The sequence below is a fragment of the Pseudomonas sp. TUM22785 genome (genome assembly GCF_028198105.1).
Taxonomy (GTDB): Bacteria; Pseudomonadota; Gammaproteobacteria; order Pseudomonadales; family Pseudomonadaceae; genus Metapseudomonas; species Metapseudomonas solani.
In genome coordinates this window covers 87,187-107,188 of record NZ_CP116239.1, presented here as the reverse complement: position 1 = coordinate 107,188, position 20,002 = coordinate 87,187, and the positions used below count along the sequence as shown (strand labels likewise).

At 68.8% G+C, this 20,002-nt stretch carries 19 protein-coding genes; 9 read left to right on the top strand and 10 right to left on the bottom strand.

Annotation, left to right across the window (positions count from 1 at the left end; genetic code table 11):
- Positions 1-5 precede the first annotated feature (5 nt).
- Both PI990_RS00520 and PI990_RS00515 read left to right on the top strand, forming a co-directional pair.
- On the top strand, positions 6-290 hold the full coding sequence (locus tag PI990_RS00520) for a DUF2782 domain-containing protein (protein WP_111259321.1): 285 nt from the start codon (positions 6-8) through the stop codon (positions 288-290).
- 32 nt (positions 291-322) lie between these two features.
- A complete protein-coding gene (locus PI990_RS00515) occupies positions 323-1,273 on the top strand; it encodes a homoserine kinase (RefSeq protein ID WP_271659552.1) in 951 nt (316 codons plus the stop codon).
- Here PI990_RS00515 and PI990_RS00510 read toward each other — a convergent pair.
- The 4 genes from PI990_RS00510 to PI990_RS00495 form a co-directional block, all read right to left on the bottom strand.
- Positions 1,270-2,349, bottom strand: coding sequence for a DUF4419 domain-containing protein (locus tag PI990_RS00510; RefSeq protein ID WP_271659551.1), 1,080 nt, complete (start codon positions 2,347-2,349; stop codon positions 1,270-1,272). The two genes, PI990_RS00515 and PI990_RS00510, sit on opposite strands and share 4 nt — an antisense overlap.
- Positions 2,350-2,739: 390 nt before the next feature.
- The gene (locus PI990_RS00505) at positions 2,740-3,429 is read right to left on the bottom strand and encodes a TSCPD domain-containing protein (protein WP_169708402.1); all 690 of its coding nucleotides are present in this window, start codon (positions 3,427-3,429) and stop codon (positions 2,740-2,742) included.
- A 12-nt stretch (positions 3,430-3,441) separates the two neighbouring features.
- A complete protein-coding gene (locus PI990_RS00500) occupies positions 3,442-5,577 on the bottom strand; it encodes an adenosylcobalamin-dependent ribonucleoside-diphosphate reductase (RefSeq protein ID WP_271659550.1) in 2,136 nt (711 codons plus the stop codon).
- A gap of 167 nt (positions 5,578-5,744) precedes the next feature.
- Complete coding sequence (locus tag PI990_RS00495; RefSeq protein ID WP_271659549.1) at positions 5,745-6,665, bottom strand: zinc ABC transporter substrate-binding protein; 921 nt, start codon at positions 6,663-6,665, stop codon at positions 5,745-5,747.
- Between the two features lie 63 nt (positions 6,666-6,728).
- Between PI990_RS00495 and PI990_RS00490 the strand changes: the two genes are divergently transcribed.
- From PI990_RS00490 to znuB, 3 genes are read left to right on the top strand one after another with little or no spacing between them, the layout of a single operon-like run.
- A complete protein-coding gene (locus PI990_RS00490; RefSeq protein WP_021219856.1) occupies positions 6,729-7,229 on the top strand; it encodes a Fur family transcriptional regulator in 501 nt (166 codons plus the stop codon).
- Entirely contained in the window at positions 7,226-8,029 is an 804-nt protein-coding gene (gene znuC / locus PI990_RS00485; protein ID WP_021219857.1) for a zinc ABC transporter ATP-binding protein ZnuC, read from the top strand. The genes PI990_RS00490 and znuC overlap by 4 nt, the downstream gene beginning before the upstream one ends.
- A complete protein-coding gene (znuB, locus tag PI990_RS00480; protein ID WP_021219858.1) occupies positions 8,022-8,807 on the top strand; it encodes a zinc ABC transporter permease subunit ZnuB in 786 nt (261 codons plus the stop codon). Before znuC ends, znuB begins: the two co-directional genes overlap by 8 nt.
- On the opposite strand, the gene PI990_RS00475 is transcribed toward znuB, so the two are convergent.
- Positions 8,804-10,450 carry a GMC family oxidoreductase gene (locus tag PI990_RS00475; RefSeq protein ID WP_271659548.1) on the bottom strand — a complete coding sequence of 549 codons (1,647 nt, stop codon included), beginning with the start codon at positions 10,448-10,450 and terminating at the stop codon, positions 8,804-8,806. The genes znuB and PI990_RS00475 overlap by 4 nt on opposite strands.
- A 201-nt stretch (positions 10,451-10,651) precedes the next feature.
- Here PI990_RS00475 and PI990_RS00470 point away from each other — a divergent pair, with 201 nt between their 5' ends.
- The 4 genes from PI990_RS00470 to PI990_RS00455 all read left to right on the top strand — a co-directional run bounded on the left by PI990_RS00470 (position 10,652) and on the right by PI990_RS00455 (position 14,233).
- Entirely contained in the window at positions 10,652-11,488 is an 837-nt protein-coding gene (locus PI990_RS00470) for a PA5502 family lipoprotein (RefSeq protein WP_043243849.1), read from the top strand.
- 245 nt (positions 11,489-11,733) lie between these two features.
- Positions 11,734-12,741 carry a methionine ABC transporter ATP-binding protein gene (locus PI990_RS00465; protein ID WP_021219861.1) on the top strand — a complete coding sequence of 336 codons (1,008 nt, stop codon included), beginning with the start codon at positions 11,734-11,736 and terminating at the stop codon, positions 12,739-12,741.
- Positions 12,741-13,406 (top strand): methionine ABC transporter permease, encoded by a 666-nt coding sequence (locus tag PI990_RS00460; RefSeq protein ID WP_021219862.1) that lies wholly within the window; start codon positions 12,741-12,743, stop codon positions 13,404-13,406. Before PI990_RS00465 ends, PI990_RS00460 begins: the two co-directional genes overlap by 1 nt.
- Positions 13,407-13,462: 56 nt before the next feature.
- Positions 13,463-14,233, top strand: a complete 771-nt coding sequence (locus PI990_RS00455; protein WP_021219863.1) for a MetQ/NlpA family ABC transporter substrate-binding protein — start codon at positions 13,463-13,465, stop codon at positions 14,231-14,233.
- Between the two features lie 159 nt (positions 14,234-14,392).
- Here PI990_RS00455 and PI990_RS00450 read toward each other — a convergent pair whose 3' ends face one another.
- The 5 genes from PI990_RS00450 to PI990_RS00430 all read right to left on the bottom strand — a co-directional run bounded on the left by PI990_RS00450 (position 14,393) and on the right by PI990_RS00430 (position 19,969).
- Positions 14,393-14,788 carry a YbaN family protein gene (locus PI990_RS00450; protein ID WP_271659547.1) on the bottom strand — a complete coding sequence of 132 codons (396 nt, stop codon included), beginning with the start codon at positions 14,786-14,788 and terminating at the stop codon, positions 14,393-14,395.
- On the bottom strand, positions 14,781-15,374 hold the full coding sequence (locus tag PI990_RS00445) for a biliverdin-producing heme oxygenase (RefSeq protein WP_263400263.1): 594 nt from the start codon (positions 15,372-15,374) through the stop codon (positions 14,781-14,783). The genes PI990_RS00450 and PI990_RS00445 overlap by 8 nt, the downstream gene beginning before the upstream one ends.
- A 154-nt stretch (positions 15,375-15,528) precedes the next feature.
- Complete coding sequence (locus tag PI990_RS00440; protein WP_442969309.1) at positions 15,529-16,866, bottom strand: TolC family outer membrane protein; 1,338 nt, start codon at positions 16,864-16,866, stop codon at positions 15,529-15,531.
- The gene (locus tag PI990_RS00435; RefSeq protein WP_271659545.1) at positions 16,863-18,200 is read right to left on the bottom strand and encodes an HlyD family type I secretion periplasmic adaptor subunit; all 1,338 of its coding nucleotides are present in this window, start codon (positions 18,198-18,200) and stop codon (positions 16,863-16,865) included. Before PI990_RS00435 ends, PI990_RS00440 begins: the two co-directional genes overlap by 4 nt.
- On the bottom strand, positions 18,197-19,969 hold the full coding sequence (locus PI990_RS00430; protein WP_271659544.1) for a type I secretion system permease/ATPase: 1,773 nt from the start codon (positions 19,967-19,969) through the stop codon (positions 18,197-18,199). Before PI990_RS00430 ends, PI990_RS00435 begins: the two co-directional genes overlap by 4 nt.
- Positions 19,970-20,002: the final 33 nt, after the last annotated feature.

Below are 20,002 nucleotides of genomic sequence, written 5' to 3'. Positions count from 1 at the left end.
CCACCATGCGCGCCATCAACCGCCTGTTGCTTGCCAGCCTGCTGGTCGTCGCACCGGCCGGCGTATTCGCCGCCGACGACGCCCCCTCTGCCGAGCCCGACGTGACCATCCGCCAGGACGGCGACAAGACCATCCAGGAATACCGCGTCAACGGCTTCCTGTACGCCATCAAGGTCACCCCCAAGGGTGGCAAACCCTATTTCCTGGTCCGCGCAGACGGCGACAGCAACTTCATCCGGTCGGACAACCCGGACATGCTGATCCCGCAGTGGGAAATCTTCAGCTGGTAAGGCTGCTGCGCCGACCGTAACAAGGTAGTCCAATGTCCGTTTTCACCCCGCTCGAACGCCCTGAACTCGAAACCTTCCTGGCCCCCTACGGGCTGGGGCGGCTCAAGGACTTCAAGGGCATCGCCGAAGGCTCGGAGAACAGCAACTTCTTCGTCAGCCTGGAGCAGGGTGAGTACGTGCTGACCCTGGTGGAGCGCGGCCCCAGCCACGACCTGCCGTTCTTCATCGAGCTGCTCGACGTGCTCCACGACGCCGGCCTGCCGGTGCCCTACGCCCTGCGCACCGGCGATGGCCAGGCCCTGCGCGAGCTGGCCGGGAAGCCCGCCCTGCTGCAGCCCCGGCTCGCCGGCAAGCATGTGCGCGAAGCCAACGCGCACCACTGCAGCGAAGTCGGCGCGCTGCTGGCCCGCCTGCACCTGGCCACCCGCGCGCACCCCATCGAGCGCAAGAGTGACCGCGGCCTGGACTGGATGCTTGCCGAAGGCCCATCCCTTGCCCTGCAACTGGACGATGCCGCACTGCCGTTATTGCGTGACGCCCTGAAGGAAATCGCCGAGCTCAAGCCGCGCATCGTCGCCCTGCCCCGCGCCAACCTGCACGCCGACCTGTTCCGCGACAACGTGCTGTTCGACGGCCCGCACCTGGCCGGGCTGATCGACTTCTACAACGCCTGTTCGGGCCCGATGCTCTACGACCTGGCGATCTGCCTGAACGACTGGTGCTCCGACGACGAAGGCCGCCTGGACGCCCACCGCGCCCGCGCCCTGCTCGGCGCCTATGCCGCGCTGCGTCCCTTCAGTGCCGCCGAAGCGGAACTCTGGCCGGCGCTGCTGCGCATCGCCTGCGTGCGCTTCTGGCTGTCCCGCCTGATCGCCGCCAACGCCTTCGCCGGCCAGGACGTGCTGATCCACGACCCCGCCGAATTCCAGCGCCGCCTGGCCCACCGCCAGGACGTGCACCTGCCGCTGCCTTTCGCGCTCTAGCTAGCGGGCTCTTCCACCACCGCCCAGCCGAACGCCGGGTACAACGCGCCGTCCGCGTCGCGCTGGGCCACGCCGAACAGGCCGCCCACCAACCGGGCATTGCGCTTCGTGCCGGTGGTGAATTCGTCGATCAGCAGCACCGCGCTCACCAGGCTCTTGGGGATGGCCTGCAGGCCCGGCCCCTGGGCCTGGTCCGCCACCAGCCAGTCACCGCTTAGCGCCATCACGCCCGCTCGCTCGAAGCGCACCTGCCAATCCCCCAGGTAGGGGTTCGGTCGCAGCGCGTCGGTGGCCGTGTCGACGATGTAGGGGAAGAGCGTAAGGATCCAGCCCGTCAGCTCCGACGGGCCCGAACCGCTGCGATAGCGGAAGAAGGACTCCCAGAAGGCGCGGTCCACCTCGCCGGCCGCGGTGCGGGCGATCGCCTCCAGCACCGGCTTCAGGCTCGCCACCCAATGGCCCAGGCCGTAACCCTCCAGGGCGATCAAACGCTCGATGATCAGGCGCCAGTCATCCTCGCTGCCCTGCAGTTCGATCTCGGGGATGCCGCAGCCGGCCAGCATCTCGTAGTCGAAATAGCCGCTGAAGGCATCCATCCAGCACAGCGAGAAGGCCGCCTGCTCGATGGACCCGGTGGTGGAAAAGGCGGTGGCGATGAAGGCGGAGAACTGCGGAATCTCACCGGCGATCTGCCGGGAGAAGTCACCGAACAGCTCGACCCAGCGGCTTTTGTCGGCGAAGGGGTAGTCGGGGCAGAACACCGTCAGCGTCTTCTTGCCCGTGTGGCTCACCAGGTCGGGCCGCAGCTGCTCGCCATGCAGGGCCATGTGGTTGGCGAAGCCCTGGGCGATGCAGAACCAGATATCGTCCGGGCGGATCACCAGCGGGTGATGCCCATAGAAGGCACGGCACGCCGCCTTGGCGAAGGCGTTGCAGTTGTCCTCCTCCAGCAGCTCGGCGGCCGCGCAATCCAGCGCCTCCACCGGCCGGTTGAGCAGCGTGCGCATGACGGTATCGGCCGGCAGGCGTGGATAAGGGGCGCCATGTTCTACATCCGAAAGGGTGAAGCGGATCATTCGGGTTCTCCCTGAACCTGGAAAAGCGCCATGGTGCCGGTTCGCCGGAAGTGGTGCAGCTACCTACGTCCGACTCAGAAGCCACGGAAGGGCAAGGATAGAGGGCAGATGTAGCCTGGGCTTTAGCCCAGGGAGGGCACGGGACATGCGTTGAACAAGTAGAGGTAAAGCCCGCTGTGGACGTCCCTGTCGATGCTCCGCTGCCCCGGTTCAGCCCCGGCCCGGCCATCCTTGGCCGGGCGTTCGCCGGCGCAACGCATGCGTTGACCGAGTGAAGGTAAAGCCCGCTGTGGACGTCCCTGTCGGTGCTCCGCTGCCTCAGTTCGACCCCGGCCCGGCCATCCATGGCCGGGCGTTCGCCGGGGCGAAGCATGCTTCGCCTGATCCGGCTCACCCACATTTCGAGTGCCCGCAGTTGAGGCAGGTGGCGCAGCCGTCCATCTGCACCACGGCCTGGGTGTTGCACTTGCCGCAGAGCTGGGAGCCAGGCGGGAAGCCTTCGCCGGGTTCAGCGGTGCTGGTGCCCAGGCTGGCTTCGTAGGCGGCGCGTTTTTCGGCGAGGTAGAGTTTCTGCTCCTCACCCAGTTGCTGGCCTTCCATCAGGCCGATGGCGATCAAGTGGCGCTCCAGCACCGCGCCTATCTCCGCCACCAACGAGGGCATGTAGATACCGCCGCGCTTGAGATAGCCACCACGCGGGTCGAACACCGCCTTGAGCTCCTCCACCAGGAAGGTGCAGTCACCGCCCTTGCGGAACACCGCCGACATGATGCGGGTGAGGGCGACTATCCACTGGAAGTGCTCCATACCCTTGGAGTTGATGAATATCTCGAAAGGCCGGCGCTGCTCGTAGGCCGTGCCGGGGTTGAGCACCACGTCGTTGATGGTCACGTACAGGGCATGCTCGAACAGCGGCGACTTGATCTTGTAAGTGGCACCCACCAGGGTTTCCGGGCGCTGCAGGGTCTCGTCCATCTGCACCACGGCGGCGGCTTCCTCGGCGGCCAGGCGCACGCGCTCGGCCTCGACGTCGACCACCTTGAAGCCCTTGATCTTCTGGCTGATCTTCACGCTCATCACTGCCTCCGCGAATCAGTACTTGCCGTAATAGCCTTCTTTCAAGGCGTCGAAGAGGTTGGCAGCGCTGTGCAGCTCGCCGTCGTACTCCACCTGCTCGTTGCCCTTGAGCTCCACCACGCTGCCGTCCTCGAGTTCGAAGCGGTAGCGGGTCTTCTCCAGGTCCGCGTCCTTCACCAGCACGCCCTGGAAGGCCGCCGGGTTGAAACGGAAGGTGGTACAGCCCTTGAGGCCCTGGCGCCAGGCGTAGCGGTAGATGTCCTTGAAGTCCTCGAAGGGGTAGTCGGTGGGCACGTTGGCGGTCTTGGAGATGGACGAGTCCACCCACTTCTGCGCGGCCGCCTGGATGTCCACGTGCTCGGCCGGGCTGATGTCGTCGGCGGCGACGAAGTAGTCCGGCAGCTTCTGCGCCGCAGCCTCGGCGCCCGGCACGGCGTGGGCGTTGACCAGGGTGCGGTAGGCCAGCAGCTCGTAGCTGCACACCTCGATCTTCTCCTTGGTCTTGCGCCCGGGGCGGATCAGGTTGCGCGAATAGGCGTGGGCGAAGCTCGGCTCGATGCCGTTGGAGGCGTTGTTGGCCAGGCTCAGGCTGATGGTGCCGGTGGGCGCGATGGAGCTGTGGTGGGTGAAGCGCGCGCCGACCCGGGCCAGCTCCTCCACCAGCTCCGGCGCGTACTCGGCGATGCGCTGCATGTAGCGCGAATAGCGCGCGTGCAGCAGGCTGCCGGGCACCTCGTCGCCCACCTTGAGGCCGTCCGCGGCCATCTCCGGGCGCTTGCGCAGCATCTCCGCGGTCACCGCGAAGCGCTTGGCCAGCAGCGGCGCCGGGCCTTTCTCCCGGGCCAGCTCCAGGGCCTGCTGCCAGCCCACCAGGGCCATCTCGCGGGCCACTTCCTCGGTGAACACGCAGGCTTCCGGGCTGCCGTAGCGCAGGCGCAGCAGGGCCAGCGCCGAGCCCAGGCCGAGGAAGCCCATGCCATGGCGGCGCTTGCTGGTGATCTCCTCGCGCTGCTGCGCAAGCGGCAGGCCGTTGATCTCCACCACGTTGTCGAGCATGCGGGTGAAGACCTTCACCACCTCGCGGAAGCGGTCCCAATCGAAGCGCGCATCCTCGCTGAACGGCGCCTCGACGAAGCGGGTCAGGTTGATCGAGCCCAGCAGGCAGGAGCCATAGGGCGGCAACGGCTGCTCGCCGCAGGGGTTGGTGGCGCGGATCGCCTCGCACCACCAGTTGTTGTTCAGGTCGTTGACCCGGTCGATGAGGATGAAGCCCGGCTCGGCATAGTCGTAGGTGGAGACCATGATCATGTCCCACAGGTGCCGGGCCTTGAGCCGGCCATAGACGCGGCAGGCCACCAGCCCGTCCTCGCGCACCTGGTAGCCCTCGTGCACCGGCCACTCGCGCCAGACCACCTGCTCGGGGTCGCCCAGATCCACCTCGCCCAGCTCCTTGGCGTGCACGGGGAATACCAGGGGCCAGTCGTCGTCGGTCTCCACCGCCTGCATGAAGCCGTCGGTGATCAGCAGGCTGAGGTTGAACTGGCGCAGGCGGCCGTCCTCGCGCTTGACCCGGATGAACTCGCGCACGTCCGGGTGGCTGACGTCGAAGGTGCCCATCTGCGCGCCCCGGCGACCGCCGGCCGAGCTCACGGTGAAGCACATCTTGTCGTAGATATCCATGAACGACAGCGGCCCGCTGGTATGGGCGCCGGCGCCGGAGACGTAGGCGCCACGCGGGCGCAGGGTGCTGAATTCGTAGCCGATGCCGCAGCCGGCCTTGAGGGTCAGCCCGGCCTCGTGGACCTTGGCCAGGATGTCGTCCATGGAATCGTGAATGATCCCGGAGACGGTGCAGTTGATGGTGGAGGTGGCCGGTTTGTGGCCCAGGGCGCCGGCGTTGGAAATGATCCGCCCGGCGGGGATGGCACCGTTGCGCAGCGCCCAGAGAAAGCGTTCGTACCAGTGTTCGGCGTCCTTGCCCTCCACCTCGGCCAGGGCCTTGGCGACCCGCTGCCAGGTGTGGTCGAGGGAGGTGTCGACCGCGGTGCCGTCCTTGTGCTTGAGACGGTATTTGCTGTCCCAGATATCTTCCGAAGCGGCCTGCAGGGCGATGCCCTCGCGCGCCTGGATCGTGGTGCCTGTCTTCGCCATTCGCCGGAACCTCCTGTCGTCTGGATGAACCCTTGGAAGCGGCTCACCCTATCAACATGTAGTGCCAGATCGATGACGCGCATCAATATCTTGTGTCACCGAGCCAAAATCCTCGATGACACCTTAGTCGCCGGAACGCCCCCTCGCCGGGCGTTCCGTCCGAACCTTCAGAGCGCTTCCAGGCAACCGGCCAGGCCGTCGCCCAGGTTCTCCAGCAGCTTCTCGTAGCCACCGGCATCCAGGGTTGCCTGCATGCCCAGGGCGTCCAGTTCGGCCAGGCGCACCGGCAGGCCGGCGGTCAGGGTTTCGGCCAGGCGCGGACGCACCGGCGGCTCGTTGAACACGCAGCTGGGGCCGGCCTGTTGCAGCCGGGCGCGCATGGCGGCGACGTGGCGGGCACCGGGCTGCACCTCGGCGGCGACGCTGAAGACCCCGGTGTGGCGCAGGCCGTAGGCGGCTTCGAAATAGTCGAAGGCCTCGTGGAAGACGAAGAACGGCTTGCCCGACACGGCGGCCATGCGCGCCTTGAGGCGCTGGTCGAGCTGGCCCAGGCGCTCGTCGAAGGCCTTGAGGTTGGCCTGGTAGCGGGCGGCGTTGGCCGGGTCGGCGGCGGCCAGGTCGGCGGCCATGCGCGTGGCGATCACCCGGGCGTTGGCCGGCAGCAACCAGAGGTGGGCGTCGAGGGAGCCGGGGCGGTGGTCGTGGTCATGCTCGTGTTCATCCTCGGCCCCGTGCTCATGCTCGTCGTGGCCGATGGCTTCGAAGTGGCGCAGGGTCATGCCGGGCAGGGACTGCACCGCCACCGCCGGCTTGCTGCGGCCTTCCAGTACGCGGGGGAGGAAGCCTTCCAGGTCCGGGCCAACCCAGTACAGCAGGTCCACTTCACGCACCCGCCGCACGTCGGATGGGCGCAGCGCGTACTGGTGCGGCGAGGCACCCGGGGGCAGCAGCACCTCGGGCGTGCCGACACCGTCCTGCACGGCGGCGCCGATCAGTTGCAGCGGCTTGATGCTGGCCAGCAGGCGCACGTCAGCCTGGGCCGGAAGGGCCAGGCAAGCGAGGAGAAGAAGAGGCAACAGACGTGACACGGGAACAGACTCCGGCTCGAAAGCGTAATAGAATAACGTCTCTTTGCCCGGACGTCGCCGCCCATGCTCAAGCCCATCAAGACCAAAGCCCCCCTGGCCTGCCTGCCCCACGACCATTCCCATTGCGTCCGTGATGCCCTGGCCGAAGCCGAGGTGCTCTGCGCTCGCGACGGCCTGCGCCTGACCGCCCTGCGCAAGCGCGTGCTGGAGCTGGTCTGGGCCAGCCACAAGCCGCTGGGCGCCTACGACATCCTCGGGGTGCTCACCGAGGAAGACGGCCGCCGCGCCGCGCCGCCTACCGTTTATCGGGCGCTGGATTTCCTCCTGGAAAACGGCCTGGTGCACCGCATCGCCTCGCTCAACGCCTTCGTCGGTTGCAACCACCCGGGCGACGCCCACCAGGGCCAGTTCCTCATCTGCCGCGAATGCCAGACCGCCATCGAGCTGGAACAGCCGACCATCAGCAATGCCATCGTCGCCAGCGCCCAGGCCGTGGGCTTCAGCGTCGAAGGGCAGACGGTGGAGATCGTCGGCCTCTGCGCCACCTGCCGGGAGGCGGCATGAGCGACGCGCTGATCCGCCTCGACGGCGTCGGCGTCAGCTTCGCCGGCCAGGCGGTGCTGCAGGACGTCGGCCTGAGCCTGAAGCCCGGCGAGATCGTCACCCTGATCGGCCCCAACGGTGCCGGCAAGACCACCCTGGTGCGCACCGTGCTCGGCCTGCTCAAGCCCGAGCGCGGCAGCGTCTGGCGCAAGCCGCGCCTGCGCATCGGCTACATGCCGCAGAAGCTCCAGGTGGACGCGACCCTGCCGCTTTCCGTGCTGCGCTTCCTGCGCCTGGTGCCGGGGGTGGACCGCGACGCCGCCCTGGCCGCCCTCAAGGAAGTGGGCGCCACCCACGTCATCGACAGCCCATTGCAGAGCGTGTCCGGCGGCGAGCTGCAACGGGTCCTGCTGGCCCGGGCGCTGCTGCGCCAGCCCGAGCTGCTGGTGCTCGACGAGCCGGTGCAGGGCGTCGACGTCGCCGGCCAGGCCGAGCTCTACCGCCTCATCACCCGCCTGCGCGACCGCCTCGGCTGCGGCGTGCTGATGGTCTCCCACGACCTGCACCTGGTGATGAGCACCACCGACCAGGTGGTCTGCCTGAACCGCCACGTGTGCTGCTCCGGCCACCCCGAGCAGGTCAGCTTCGACCCGGCCTTCGTCGAGCTGTTCGGCCAGGACGCCAAGAGCCTCGCCGTGTACCACCACCATCACGACCATGCCCACGACCTGCATGGCGAGGTCGTGGCCACCCCCACCTTCCCCGAGGGCACCCGCTTCACGCCCGTCCACAAGCACGGCCCCGACTGCAACCATGGCTGATTTCCTCGTCAACGCGCTTCTCGCCGGCCTCGCCCTGGCCCTAGTGGCGGGCCCGCTCGGCTCCTTCGTGGTCTGGCGGCGCATGGCCTACTTCGGCGACACCCTGTCTCACGCCGCGCTGCTGGGCGTCGCCCTGGGGCTGATGCTGGATGTCAGCCCCACCTTGGCGGTGACCGTCGGCTGCGTGCTGCTGGCCGTGCTGCTGGTGACCCTGCAACAGCGCCAGCCGCTGGCCTCGGACACCCTGCTGGGCATCCTCGCCCACAGCACCCTGTCCCTCGGCCTGGTGGCCCTGAGCTTCATGAGCGAGGTGCGCATCGACCTGATGGGCTACCTGTTCGGCGACCTGCTGGCGGTGAGCCCCACCGACCTGGCCTGGATCCTCGGCGGCAGCGCCCTGGTGATGCTGATTCTCATCCCGCTGTGGCGGCCGCTGCTGGCCATCACCGTGCACGAGGAACTGGCCCGGGTCGAAGGCCTGCCGGTAGCGGCCATCCGCCTGGCACTGATGCTGCTGATCGCCGTGGTCATAGCCGTGGCCATGAAGATCGTCGGCGTGCTGCTGATCACCTCGCTGCTGATCATTCCCGCCGCCGCCGCCCAGCGCCACGCACGCACCCCCGAGCAGATGGCCGCCGGCGCCAGCCTGCTGGGCCTGGTGGCGGTGTGCGCCGGCCTGGCGCTGTCCTGGTTCAAGGACACCCCCGCCGGCCCCTCCATCGTCGTCTCGGCGGCAGCGCTGTTCCTCCTCAGCTTCGCCCTGCCCAAGCGCGCCTAGCCGCTCACCGCCTGCGCCACGGCCGCCTTCGCAGCGCCCGTGGCCGCGTCTTCCAGGATCATCCGTGCCGCCTTCTCGGCGATCATCAGGGTCGGCGAGCAGGTGTTGCCGGAGACGATGGTCGGCATGACCGATGCATCCACCACCCGCAGCCCCGGCACCCCGTGCACCCGCAGGCGCGCGTCCACCACCGCCTCGCGGCCCTGGCCCATGCGGCAGGTGCCCACCGGGTGGAAGATGGTGGTGCCGATGGCCCCGGCCGCCTGGCGCAACTCCGCCTCGCTCTGCAGCGCCGGGCCCGGCAGGTATTCCTCCGGCCGGTAGCGCGCCAGCGCCGGTGCAGCGGCGATGCGCCGGGTCAGGCGGATGGCGTCGGCGGCCACGCGCAGGTCCTCGTCCTCGCTCAGGTAGTTCGGCTGGATCAACGGCGCCGCACTGGCTTCGGCGGCGCGGATATCCACCCGCCCACGGCTGGCCGGGCGCAGGTTGCACACCGAGGCGGTGAAGGCCGGGAAGGCGTGCAGCGGCTCGCCGAAGCGCTCCAGGGACAGCGGCTGCACGTGGTATTCGAGGTTGGCGCGGTCCTGCTCCGGGCCGCTGCGGGCGAAGGCGCCCAGCTGGCTCGGCGCCATGGCCAGCGGGCCGCTGCGGCTCAGCAGGTAGCGCAGGCCCATGCCGGCCTTGCCCCAGAGGCTGCCGGCCATCTGGTTGAGCGTCGGCACGCCGCTGACCTTGAAGATCAGCCGCAGCTGCAGGTGGTCCTGCAGGTTGCCGCCGACGCCCGGCAGCTCGTGGCGCACGGCGATGCCCAGCCCCTCCAGCAGCGGGCGCGGGCCGATCCCCGAGCGCTGCAGCAGGGTGGGCGAGCCGATGGCCCCGGCGCTGAGGATCACCTCACGGGCACGGAACTCCCGGGCCTGGCCCTGCCAGCGGGCCAATACGCCCCGGGCGCGGCCGTCCTCCAGCAGCACCCGCTCGGCCTCGACGCCGGTAAGCACGGTGAGGTTGGGGCGCTGGCGCGCGGGGCGCAGGTAGGCCTTGGAGGCGTTCCAGCGCACCCCGGAGCGCTGGTTGACCTGGAAGTAACCACAGCCTTCGTTGTCGCCGGTGTTGAAGTCCTCCACCGCGGCGATGCCGGTCTCGCCCGCCGCCGCGCGGAAGGCGTCCAGCAGGTCCCAGGACAGGCGCTGGCGCTCCACCCGCCATTCGCCGCCGGCGCCGTGGTGCTCGGAAGCGCCGCCGTGGTGGTCCTCGCAATGCTTGAACAGCGGCAGCACGTCGCTCCAGCCCCAGCCCGGGTTGCCCAGGGCGGCCCATTGGTCGTAATCCGCCGCCTGGCCACGCATGTAGATCATCCCGTTGATCGACGAGCTGCCGCCCAGCACCCGCCCACGGGGGTATCCCAGGGCGCGGCCGTTGAGGCCCGGCTCGGCCTCGGTGCGGTAGCACCAGTCGGTACGCGGGTTGCCGATGCAATAGAGGTAGCCGACCGGGATATGGATCCACGGGTGGTTGTCGCGGCCCCCGGCTTCCAGCAGCAAGACCCGATGCCGCCCGTCGGCCGAAAGCCGGTTGGCCAGCAGGCAACCGGCGGGGCCGGCGCCGACGATCAGGTAGTCGTAGGGGCTGTTGTCAGGCTGCATCGGAACCTCGCCAGAGCGTGTAATTGTTGTCGTTCACCATGGTAGGGAAGCCGCCGCAGAAATACAGGACGAACGGCGAACGGCGCGCGGGCCGCCTGGTCTGATAGCACGCAGATGGCAAAAAAGTGGCCCCGACTTTTGTCCTGCCCGGTCGCGCAGTGTAGAATTGCGCGTTTTTTGAGCAACACGAGACTTGCAGGAATGATGCTGTTCGCAACCCGATACCTTCCCGTTATCGCGATTTCCCTGCTGTTAGCCGCGTGCCAGAGCAAACCGCAGGTGGCCAGCCTGCCCACCGACGATCTGGTCACCAGTTTCCGTCAGCTGGACCTGAGCCTGAACAACGGGCAACTGGCCGACGCCGAAACCCAGCTCAAGGACCTCCAGCAGCGCGCCGCCGGCGACACCCGCCTGGAGCAGTACCAGCGCCAGCTCACCGAAGCCTGGCTGAAGAAAGGCCAGGCCGCGCTGCAGCAGGGCGACCTGGACACCGCCACCACCGCCCTCAGCCACGCCCGCAGCCTGATGCCCCAGGCCCCGGCGCTGACCACCGGTCTCGACGGCGCCATCGCCCAGGCCCGCGCCAGCGAGCTGGACCGCGCCGAGCAGGCCCGCACCGCCACCGAGCAGGCCGCCGCCAAGGAAGTCGCCGCCCGTACCGAGCAGGCCCGCCAGCAGCGCCTCGCCCTGGAGCGCCAGGCCGCCGAGGCCGCCAAGCTGGTGGCCATCCCGGCACCCGTGGCCCAGCCGGCTGCAGCCGCCAAGCCTGTGCGCCGCGTGGCCAACCAGGTGGCGCTGCCGATGCTGGACAACGACGACAACGAGCGCCTGCGCAGCCTGCTCGATGCCGTCGCCGCCGACGTGGTCGCCTTCGACTGCGGCGTGCGCCTGCAGGTGCGCGAAGCCAAGCAGTACCCCTGGGTCGTGGCCCTGCTTTCCGCCCGGGTGAAGAAGCTCGACCCCAGCTACAAGCTGCGCGTGGACCACAGCGTCGACCCCGCCAAGGTGCCGAACCTGGTGCTTAGCCCGAAGAGCTGAGGCCCCGGCCCGCGCGCGCCGGGCTCCACCCGACCTACGTCACGCAACGCCGATCCGTAGGGCGGGTGGAACCCGCGTTCACCCCCGCCATGGCGTGACGATGGCGGGACGCGCGCACTTCCATTCTTATTCCAACTGGCTATAGCCATAGGCCGACAAAGATTTTCGGCGCCTATGCGTGAACAGGTAAACTACTCGGCTTTTTAGGCCCCATCCGGCCCCCGAGAACCCACAAGGTTTCCCCCGTGATCGAATTCCATGACGTCCACAAGGCGTATCGCGTCGAAGGCCGCGAGATTCCGGCCTTGCAGCCCACCGACCTGCGCGTCGAGCAGGGCGAGGTGTTCGGCCTGATCGGCCACTCCGGCGCCGGCAAGAGCACCCTGCTGCGCCTGATCAACCGCCTGGAAGAACCCAGCGGCGGGCGCATCGTCATCGCCGGTGAAGACGTCACCGCCCTCGACGCCGAAGGCCTGCGCCGCTTCCGCCAGCGCGTCGGCATGATCTTCCAGCACTTCAACCTGCTGTCTTCCAAGACCGTCGCCGACAACGTCGCCCTGCCGCTGAAGCTGGCCGGCGAGCTGTCGCGCAGCGAGATCGACGCCCGCGTCGCCGAGCTGCTGGCCCGCGTCGGCCTCAGCGATCACGCGAAGAAGTACCCCGCCCAGCTTTCCGGCGGCCAGAAGCAGCGCGTCGGCATCGCCCGCGCCCTGGCCACCCAGCCGAAGATCCTGCTCTGCGACGAGGCCACCAGCGCCCTCGACCCGCAGACCACTGGCCAGGTCCTGCAGCTGCTGGCGGAGATCAACCGCGAGCTGAACCTGACCATCGTCCTCATCACCCACGAGATGGACGTGATCCGTCGCGTCTGCGACCGCGTCGCGGTGATGGATGCCGGCGTCATCGTCGAGCAGGGCCCAGTGGCGGATGTGTTCCTCCACCCGCAGCACCCCACCACCCAGCGCTTCGTCCAGGAAGACGAGCAGGTGGACGAAGGCGAGCAGCGTGACGACTTCGCCCACGTCCAGGGCCGCATCCTGCGCCTGACCTTCCGCGGCGAGGCCACCTACGCGCCGCTGCTGGGCACGGTCGCGCGCCGCACCGGCGTCGACTACAGCATCCTCGCGGGGCGTATAGACCGCATCAAGGACACCCCCTACGGCCAGCTGACCCTGGCCCTCACCGGCGGCGACATCGAGGCCGCGCTGACCTGCTTCCGCGAAGCGGACGTGCACCTGGAGGTCCTGCGCTGATGAACGAGCTCATCGCCAACATCGACTGGTTCGAAATCTGGCTGGCCAGCCTGGACACCCTGCTGATGCTGGGCGGCTCCCTGCTGTTCACCGTGCTGCTGGGCCTGCCCCTGGGCGTGCTGCTGTTCCTCACCAGCCCGCGCCAGCTGTTCGAGAACCGCGCCCTCTACAGCCTGCTGTCGCTGGTGGTGAACGTGCTGCGTTCGCTGCCCTTCATCATCCTGCTGATCGTGATGATCCCCTTCACCGTGTTCATCACCGGCACCTCCCTGGGTGTCGCCGGCGCCATCCCGCCGCTGGTGGTGGGCGCCACGCCGTTCTTCGCGCGCCTGGTGGAAACCGCCCTGCGCGAGGTGGACCGCGGCATCATCGAGGCCACCCAGTCCATGGGCGCCACCACCCGGCAGATCGTGGTCAACGCCCTGCTGCCGGAAGCGCGCCCGGGCATCATCGCCGCCATCACCGTCACCGCCATCACCCTGGTGTCCTACACCGCGATGGCCGGCGTGGTGGGTGCGGGCGGCCTGGGCGACCTGGCCATCCGCTTCGGCTACCAGCGCTTCCAGACCGACGTGATGGTGGTCACCGTGGTGCTGTTGCTGGTGCTCGTCCAGATCCTGCAAACCATCGGCGACAAGCTGGTGGTGCATTTCTCGCGCAAGTGAAAGGATGGCCGGCGTCCACCCCGACCCGGCCCTCGCATTCTCATAAGGAGCGTTCCATGAAAAAACTGCTGGTGGCCGCTGCCGCCTTCGCCGCCCTCTCCGCCCAGGCCGACACCCTGACCGTAGCCGCCACCCCGGTGCCCCACGCGGAAATCCTCGAATTCATCAAGCCGCAGCTGGCCAAGGAAGGCGTGGACCTGAAGATCAAGGTCTTCACCGACTACGTGCAGCCCAACGTGCAGGTCGCCGAGAAGCGCCTGGACGCCAACTTCTTCCAGCACCAGCCGTACCTGGATGAGTTCAACAAGGCCAAGGGCACCCAGCTGGTGAGCGTCGCCGGCGTGCACATCGAGCCCTTCGGTGCCTACTCCACCAAGATCAAGAAGCTCGACGAGCTGCCCCAGGGCGCCGCGGTGGTCATCCCCAACGACGCCACCAACGGCGGCCGTGCGCTGCTGTTGCTGGACAAGGTCGGCGTGATCAAGCTGAAGGACAACACCAGCATCACCGCCACCCCCAAGGACATCGCCGAGAACCCCAAGGGCATCAAGGTGCGTGAGCTGGAAGCAGCCACCCTGCCGCGCGTGCTGACCCAGGTCGACCTCGCCCTGATCAACACCAACTACGCCCTGGAAGCCAAGCTGAACCCCACCAAGGACGCCCTGGCCATCGAAGGCAGCGACTCGCCCTACGTGAACATCCTGGTGTCCCGCCCGGACAACAAGGACAGCGCCGACATGCAGAAACTGGCCAAGGCCCTGCACAGCCCCGAGGTGAAGCAGTTCATCCTCGAGAAGTACAAAGGCGCCGTGGTTCCGGCGTTCTGATCGCTTCCCGGTCATGAAAAAGCCCGCTCATCGAGCGGGCTTTTTTGTGGGCGCGGAACGGCGTCGATCAATACCGTAGGGCGGGTGAAACCCGCGTGTGCACCGTGCTCGGTCGTCGGGTTTCACCCGACCTACGAAACGGCGCCAGGGTGCGGGCCTTCAGCCTGCGTCGGGCAGCCTCTCCGGGCGCGACCAGATCCACGCGGCGCCGATGGCCATGCCGACGCCGGCCATGACCACCGACGGCAGGTGCGGCACGGTGCAGGCCATCAGCGTCAGGCCCAGGCACATGCTGGTACTGGCGACGACCTTGGTGCGCCGGGTGATGACCCCGCCGTTGCGCCAGTTGCGCAGCGAGGGGCCGAGCAGGCGGTGGTTCTCCAGCCAGGCGCTGAGGCGCGGCGAACCCTTGGCCGCCGCCCAGGCCGCCAGCAGCACGAACTCGGTGGTGGGCAGCCCCGGCAGCACCACGCCCAGCAGCGCCAGGCCGATGAACAGGTAGGCGAGGGCCTGCCACAACCAGCGCAGCGGCCCCCGCGCAACGGCCTCAGGCAAAGCAGCGTTCCAGGTGATCGGCGAAGCGGTTGAAGGCGGCGATGGCGGCGGCCTCTGCGTGGCGCTCCTGCTCGGCGTCCAGTTCGATGCCGTCGAGGGTGGCGACGAAGCTCTTCCAGCCCTGGGCGCGACCGCCTTCCGGGTCACCCAGGTGACGGGCGCCGAAGCTGTCGGACAGCTGCAGCGCCTCGGCGCGCTTGTAGAGGAAGGCGGCGCCGAGCTTGGAGCCCTCGGAAACGAACAGCCAGCCCAGGGCGGCACCCAGCGGGTGCTTGGCGCCACGCACGCTCTCGTCACCCTCGGGCACGGCCTGGCCCAGGTCGGCCAGGTCGAGGCGCGCCTGCTCGTGGCGGGCGCGAGCGGCGAGGTTGTCGAAGATCAGGCCCAGCTCGGCATCGGCATAGAGCGCGGCCAGGTCGTACTGGAACAGGTACTGGGCGGCGACGAAGCGCGCGAAGTTCTCGCGGTTGCCGAAGGGGTCGTGGCTCTTCACCAGGGCGTCCAGGCGGCTGTGGGGCTCGTGGGTGAGCTGGTTGAGGCGCTGGGAACGCAGGGGATGGGAGAGTTGCGACTGGGAAGCGGTCATGACGATGTCTCGATTCGGGTTGGCCTGCCCGGTCGATCGGCCGGGCTTTGCACTGGATGACGTTTCAGCGAATGAAACTCAGTAAAAAATATTCCGAACGGTTTTCCCCGGGCTGAAGCCCGGACTACATCCGGGTATGGAACCAGGTCCGGGGTCAGCCACGGGCCTGGAAATACCCGGCCAGCACGTCCAGGTCACCCGCCTCCAGCAGGCCGGCGTGGTACTTCAGCTGCAACCAGGCGCGCAGGTAGCCGTAGCGAGCCTGGGCCAGATCGCGACGGGCGCTGTAGAGCTGCTGCTCGGCGTTGAGCACATCGAGGTTGACCCGCTCGCCACCCGTCACGCTGCGTTTGGTGGCCTCGATCAGGGTGCTGGCCGATTCCACCGCCAGCTCGTAGGCACGCACCTTGGCACCGCTGCTGACGCAGAGATTGAACTGCTTGCGCAGCTGGTTGAGGGTCTCGGCGGTCTGCGCATCCAGGGCATGGCTGGCGCGCTCCATCTCGGCAGCGGCCTGGCGGGTGGAGGCGGAGACGGCGCCGCCGGCGAACAGCGGCAGGCTGATCTGGATGCCGATGCTGTCAGTGTCGTACTTCTGGTTGTAAGTGCTCTCCGAGCTGGAGCTGGTCTTGCTGGTGCTGGCGTAGGCGCTGACGGTGGGCAGGTGGCCGGCGCGGTTGCGCTCCACCGTGTAGCTGGCGGCGGCCAGCGCGTGGCGCTGGGAGGCCAGCTCGGGGTTGCTGGCCAGGGCCAGGTCGCGCCAGGTCTCGAAGCGCGCCGGCTGCAGCGGCTGGACGTGGAAGCCCTCGGCCAGGGGCGTCAGGTCCTGGATGTCCAGCGGCTCGCCAACGATGGCCTGCAGCTCGCGCAGGGCCGCATCGAGGTTATCCACAGCCTCGATCTCCTGGGCCTGGGCCAGGTCGTAGCGGGCGCGGGTTTCCAGCAGGTCGGTGCGGGTGCCTTCGCCGGCCTCGAACAGGCGCTGGTTGAGCTGCAGCTGCTCGGCATAGGCGCGGCGCTGGGCCTGGGCGAGGGCGATCTGCTCGCTGGCGAACAATGCCTCGCTGTAGGCATTGAACAAGCGCACCGCCAGCTCCTGGCTGCGGCTGCGCAGGCGCTCGTCGGCCAGCAGCGCCTTGGCCTCGCCCTGGCGGTACTCGGCCCAGGCGGCGTAGTCGAACAGCGGCTGCTGCAGGGTGAAGGTGGAGGAATAGCTGCGGTAGTCCCGCTCGTTGGTGATGTCGCCGATCACGGTGGACTGGGTCACCTTCGAGTCATTGCGGCCGTTGTTGTAGCTGTAGGACAGCTTGGGCAGCAGCGCCGCGCGGCCGATGATGCGTTCCTCCTGGCCGGCGTCGCGCTCGGCGAGGGCGGCGTGGAAGGTCGGGTCGTTGCGCAACGCCAGGGCATAGGCGTCGCGCAGCTCCAGGGCGCTAGCGGGGAACACGGGCAACAGCAGGAAGAGGGCGAACAGCAGGCGCATCGGGCTCATTCCTCCGTCAGCGCGACGTGGGCGCGGTCGGTCAGCGGCTTGAACAGGTAGTTGAGCAGCGAGCGCTCGCCGGTGCGTACGAAGGCTTCCACCGGCATGCCGGGGCGGATCTGCACGCCGGCCAGCTTGTGCATGCCCTCGTCGCTCACCTGCACACGCATGCGGTAGTAGGGGATGCCGGTCTTCTCGTCCTGCAGACGGTCGGCGGAAACCAGCGTCACCCGGCCTTCCACCCGCGGGGTCAGGCTCTGGTTGAAAGCGACGAACATCAGCTCCACCGGCAGGCCGGGTTGCAGGGTGTCCACCAGGTCCACCGGCACCTGGGCGTCCACCAGCAGGGGCGCGTCCTGGGGGACGATCTCCATCAGCTTCTGCCCGGGGCTGATCACCCCGCCCTCGGTGAACACGCTCAGGCCCACCACCACGCCGCCGCTGGGCGCGCGTACCTGGGTGTTGGCCAGCTCGAACTCGGCGCCGCGCAGGCGGTTGGCCAGGTCCTCGGCGCGTACCTGCTCCTCGGCGAGCTGGCCACGCACTTCCTTCTGGTATTCCTCGCGACGCTGGCCGGCGTTGAGGCGCAGCTCGGCCACCTGGCGCTGCAGGCGGCCGATATTGCCCAGGTCCTCGGAGAGGGTGCCGTTGATCTGCGCCAGCAGGCGCTCGTTCTCCAGCAGGCGGTTGCGGGCGATGTAGCCGTCGCGGGCCAGGTCGCGCAGGCCGCGCAGCTGCTCTTCCAGGGTGTCGCGCTGGGCCTCCTTGCTCGCCATCGAGGCGCGCAGGCCCTGGAGGATGGCCTGGGTGCCGGCGATGCTTTCATCGATGGCCGAAAGCTCCATGCGCAGCGCCTGGCGCCGGCTGCTGAGCAGCTGGCGTTGCAGGGCCAGGCTGGCGGCGACGCGGGGCTCGCTCTCGCTGGCCAGCAGGTCGTCGGCGAAGGTGATGGTTGCCAGCCCATCGCGTTCAGCGGTCAGCCGCGCCTCGGCGGCGCGTGCCCCGAGGTACTGGGCATGCAAGGATTCCCGCTGCGCCCGCGCCTGGGTGGCGTTGACCTGCACCAGCACCTGGCCGGCCTGCACCGTGTCGCCGTCGCGCACCAGGATGCGCTCCACCACGCCGCCGCCGGGGTGCTGCACGGCCTTGCGGCTGTCGGCGACCACCACGCTGCCGGAGACCGGCACGCCCTTGTCCAGGGGCGCCAGCGCGGCCCAGGCCATGAAGCCGCCGAAGCCCAGCAGCACCAGCCACCAGCCGAGGCGGGTGAAGCGGCGCTCGTCCAGGGGCAGCACCGGCGCCAGGGTCGGCTCGGGGGCCTTTTCCACTGCATGCAGGCTCATGATTGCACCGGAGCGGCGGGGCCGCTGGCGTAGCTCACGCTCAGGCTCGGGGCCGCGCGCAGGGGCGCGGCCGCCGGGGTGGCGGGCCGTCCTTGCAGGTCCTGCCAGACCCGCGCCGCCGGGCCGAAGGCCTGCATCTGCCCGCCCCGCAGCACCAGCAGCTTGTCGGCACCGGCCAGCAGCGAGGGCTTGTGGGTGACCATCACCAGGGTCCGCCGCCGGCGGCGCAGTTCGGCGATGGCCGCCAGCAGCGCCTGCTCGCCGGCTTCGTCGAGGTTGGCGTCGGGCTCGTCGAGCACGATCAGCGCCGGCAGGCCATAGAGCGCCCGGGCCAGGCCGATGCGCTGCTTCTGCCCGCCGGAGAGGCCGTTGCCGCCGTCACCCAGCGGGGTGTCGTAACCCTGGGGCATGCGCAATACCAGTTCATGCACGCCGGCCAGGCGCGCGGCGGCCACCACCTTCTCCGCGTCCACTTCGGCGAAGCGCGCGATGTTCTCGGCGATGCTGCCGGCGAACAGTTGTACATCCTGGGGCAGGTAGCCCAGGTAAGGGCCGAGGGCGCCCTTGTCCCATTGCTGCAGGTCGGCGCCATCCAGGCGCACCTTGCCCGCCTGGGGTGCCCAGACGCCCACCAGCAGGCGCGCCAGGCTGGATTTGCCGGAGCCCGACGGGCCGAGCACACCGAGGGTTTCCCCGGCCGGCAGGGCGAAGCCCAGGTTGAGCAGGGCGGGAATGCGGCTGCCCGGCGCAGCGGCGCTGAGCTGCTCCACGCTCAGGTTGCCCTCGGGCACCGGCAGCGGCATCGCCTGGGGCCGGCGCGGGTGGGCCTGGAGCAGCGCCACCAGGCGCTGGTAGGCCAGGCGCGCGGCGCTCCATTGCTTCCACGCGCCGATCAGCTGATCCAGCGGCGCCAGCACCCGGCCCATGAGGATGGAGCCGGCGATCATCATCCCCGGCGTCACCAGGCCGATCACCGCCAGCCAGGCGCCGAGGCCGAGCACCAGGGATTGCAGGGCGATGCGGGCGATCTTCGACAGCGCGCCGATCATCGCCGTGCGCTCGCTGGCCAGGTTCTGCTGACGGAGGAACTCGCCGTGGCCGGCGAACCAGCGGCTGCGCAGGGCCGCGAGCATGCCCATGGCTTCGATCACCTCGGCGTTGCGCAGGCTGCTGCCGGCCTGCTGGGAGGAGCGGATCGACAGGCGACTGGCGGCGGCCAGGGGCTCGGCGGACACCCGCTCGTTGAGCCAGGCCAGCAGCACCAGGATCAGCGAACCGACCAGGGCGAACAGCCCGAGCCAGGGGTCGAAGAGGAAGATCACCCCCAGGTAGACGGGGAACCAGGGCGCGTCGAAGAAGGCGAACAATGAGGGCCCGGTGACGAACTGGCGCAGGGTGGTGAGGTCGTTCAGCGCCTGGGCGGCGGCCTGGTCGCCGCTCTTCAGGCTGGACTCGAAGGCCGCGCTGTAGACCCGCTCGTTGAGGTGCATGTCGAGGCGTGCACCGATGCGGATAACCACGAAGCTGCGCACGTACTCCAGCAGCCCCATGAAGGCGAAGAGGCCGAGCACCATCAGCGTGAGCATGGCCAGGGTCATGGTGTTGCCGGAAGCCAGCACCCGGTCGTAGACCTGCAGCATGTAGAGCGCCGGGGCGAGCATCAGCAGGTTGATGACGGCGGTGAAGATGCCGACGCTGCGAAAACTCGACCGGAACAGCCCCAGCGCGGTGAGGATCTCGTTGCGCGGGCCCTGCTGTTGTGTGGCCATGACCGACTTAGCTCCTGCGACATGCGCCCGGCG

Bases quoted from the DNA above. Each gene is read 5' to 3' on its own strand.
- PI990_RS00520 (WP_111259321.1), top strand. From the start codon at position 6: ATGCGCGCCATCAACCGCCTGTTGCTTGCCAGCCTGCTGGTCGTCGCA.
- PI990_RS00515 (WP_271659552.1), top strand. From the start codon at position 323: ATGTCCGTTTTCACCCCGCTCGAACGCCCTGAACTCGAAACCTTCCTG.
- PI990_RS00510 (WP_271659551.1), bottom strand. From the start codon at position 2,349: ATGATCCGCTTCACCCTTTCGGATGTAGAACATGGCGCCCCTTATCCA.
- PI990_RS00500 (WP_271659550.1), bottom strand. From the start codon at position 5,577: ATGGCGAAGACAGGCACCACGATCCAGGCGCGCGAGGGCATCGCCCTG.
- PI990_RS00490 (WP_021219856.1), top strand. From the start codon at position 6,729: ATGCTCAAGCCCATCAAGACCAAAGCCCCCCTGGCCTGCCTGCCCCAC.
- znuC (WP_021219857.1), top strand. From the start codon at position 7,226: ATGAGCGACGCGCTGATCCGCCTCGACGGCGTCGGCGTCAGCTTCGCC.
- znuB (WP_021219858.1), top strand. From the start codon at position 8,022: ATGGCTGATTTCCTCGTCAACGCGCTTCTCGCCGGCCTCGCCCTGGCC.
- PI990_RS00475 (WP_271659548.1), bottom strand. From the start codon at position 10,450: ATGCAGCCTGACAACAGCCCCTACGACTACCTGATCGTCGGCGCCGGC.
- PI990_RS00470 (WP_043243849.1), top strand. From the start codon at position 10,652: ATGATGCTGTTCGCAACCCGATACCTTCCCGTTATCGCGATTTCCCTG.
- PI990_RS00460 (WP_021219862.1), top strand. From the start codon at position 12,741: ATGAACGAGCTCATCGCCAACATCGACTGGTTCGAAATCTGGCTGGCC.
- PI990_RS00455 (WP_021219863.1), top strand. From the start codon at position 13,463: ATGAAAAAACTGCTGGTGGCCGCTGCCGCCTTCGCCGCCCTCTCCGCC.
- PI990_RS00445 (WP_263400263.1), bottom strand. From the start codon at position 15,374: ATGACCGCTTCCCAGTCGCAACTCTCCCATCCCCTGCGTTCCCAGCGC.
- PI990_RS00440 (WP_442969309.1), bottom strand. From the start codon at position 16,866: ATGAGCCCGATGCGCCTGCTGTTCGCCCTCTTCCTGCTGTTGCCCGTG.
- PI990_RS00435 (WP_271659545.1), bottom strand. From the start codon at position 18,200: ATGAGCCTGCATGCAGTGGAAAAGGCCCCCGAGCCGACCCTGGCGCCG.
- PI990_RS00430 (WP_271659544.1), bottom strand. From the start codon at position 19,969: ATGGCCACACAACAGCAGGGCCCGCGCAACGAGATCCTCACCGCGCTG.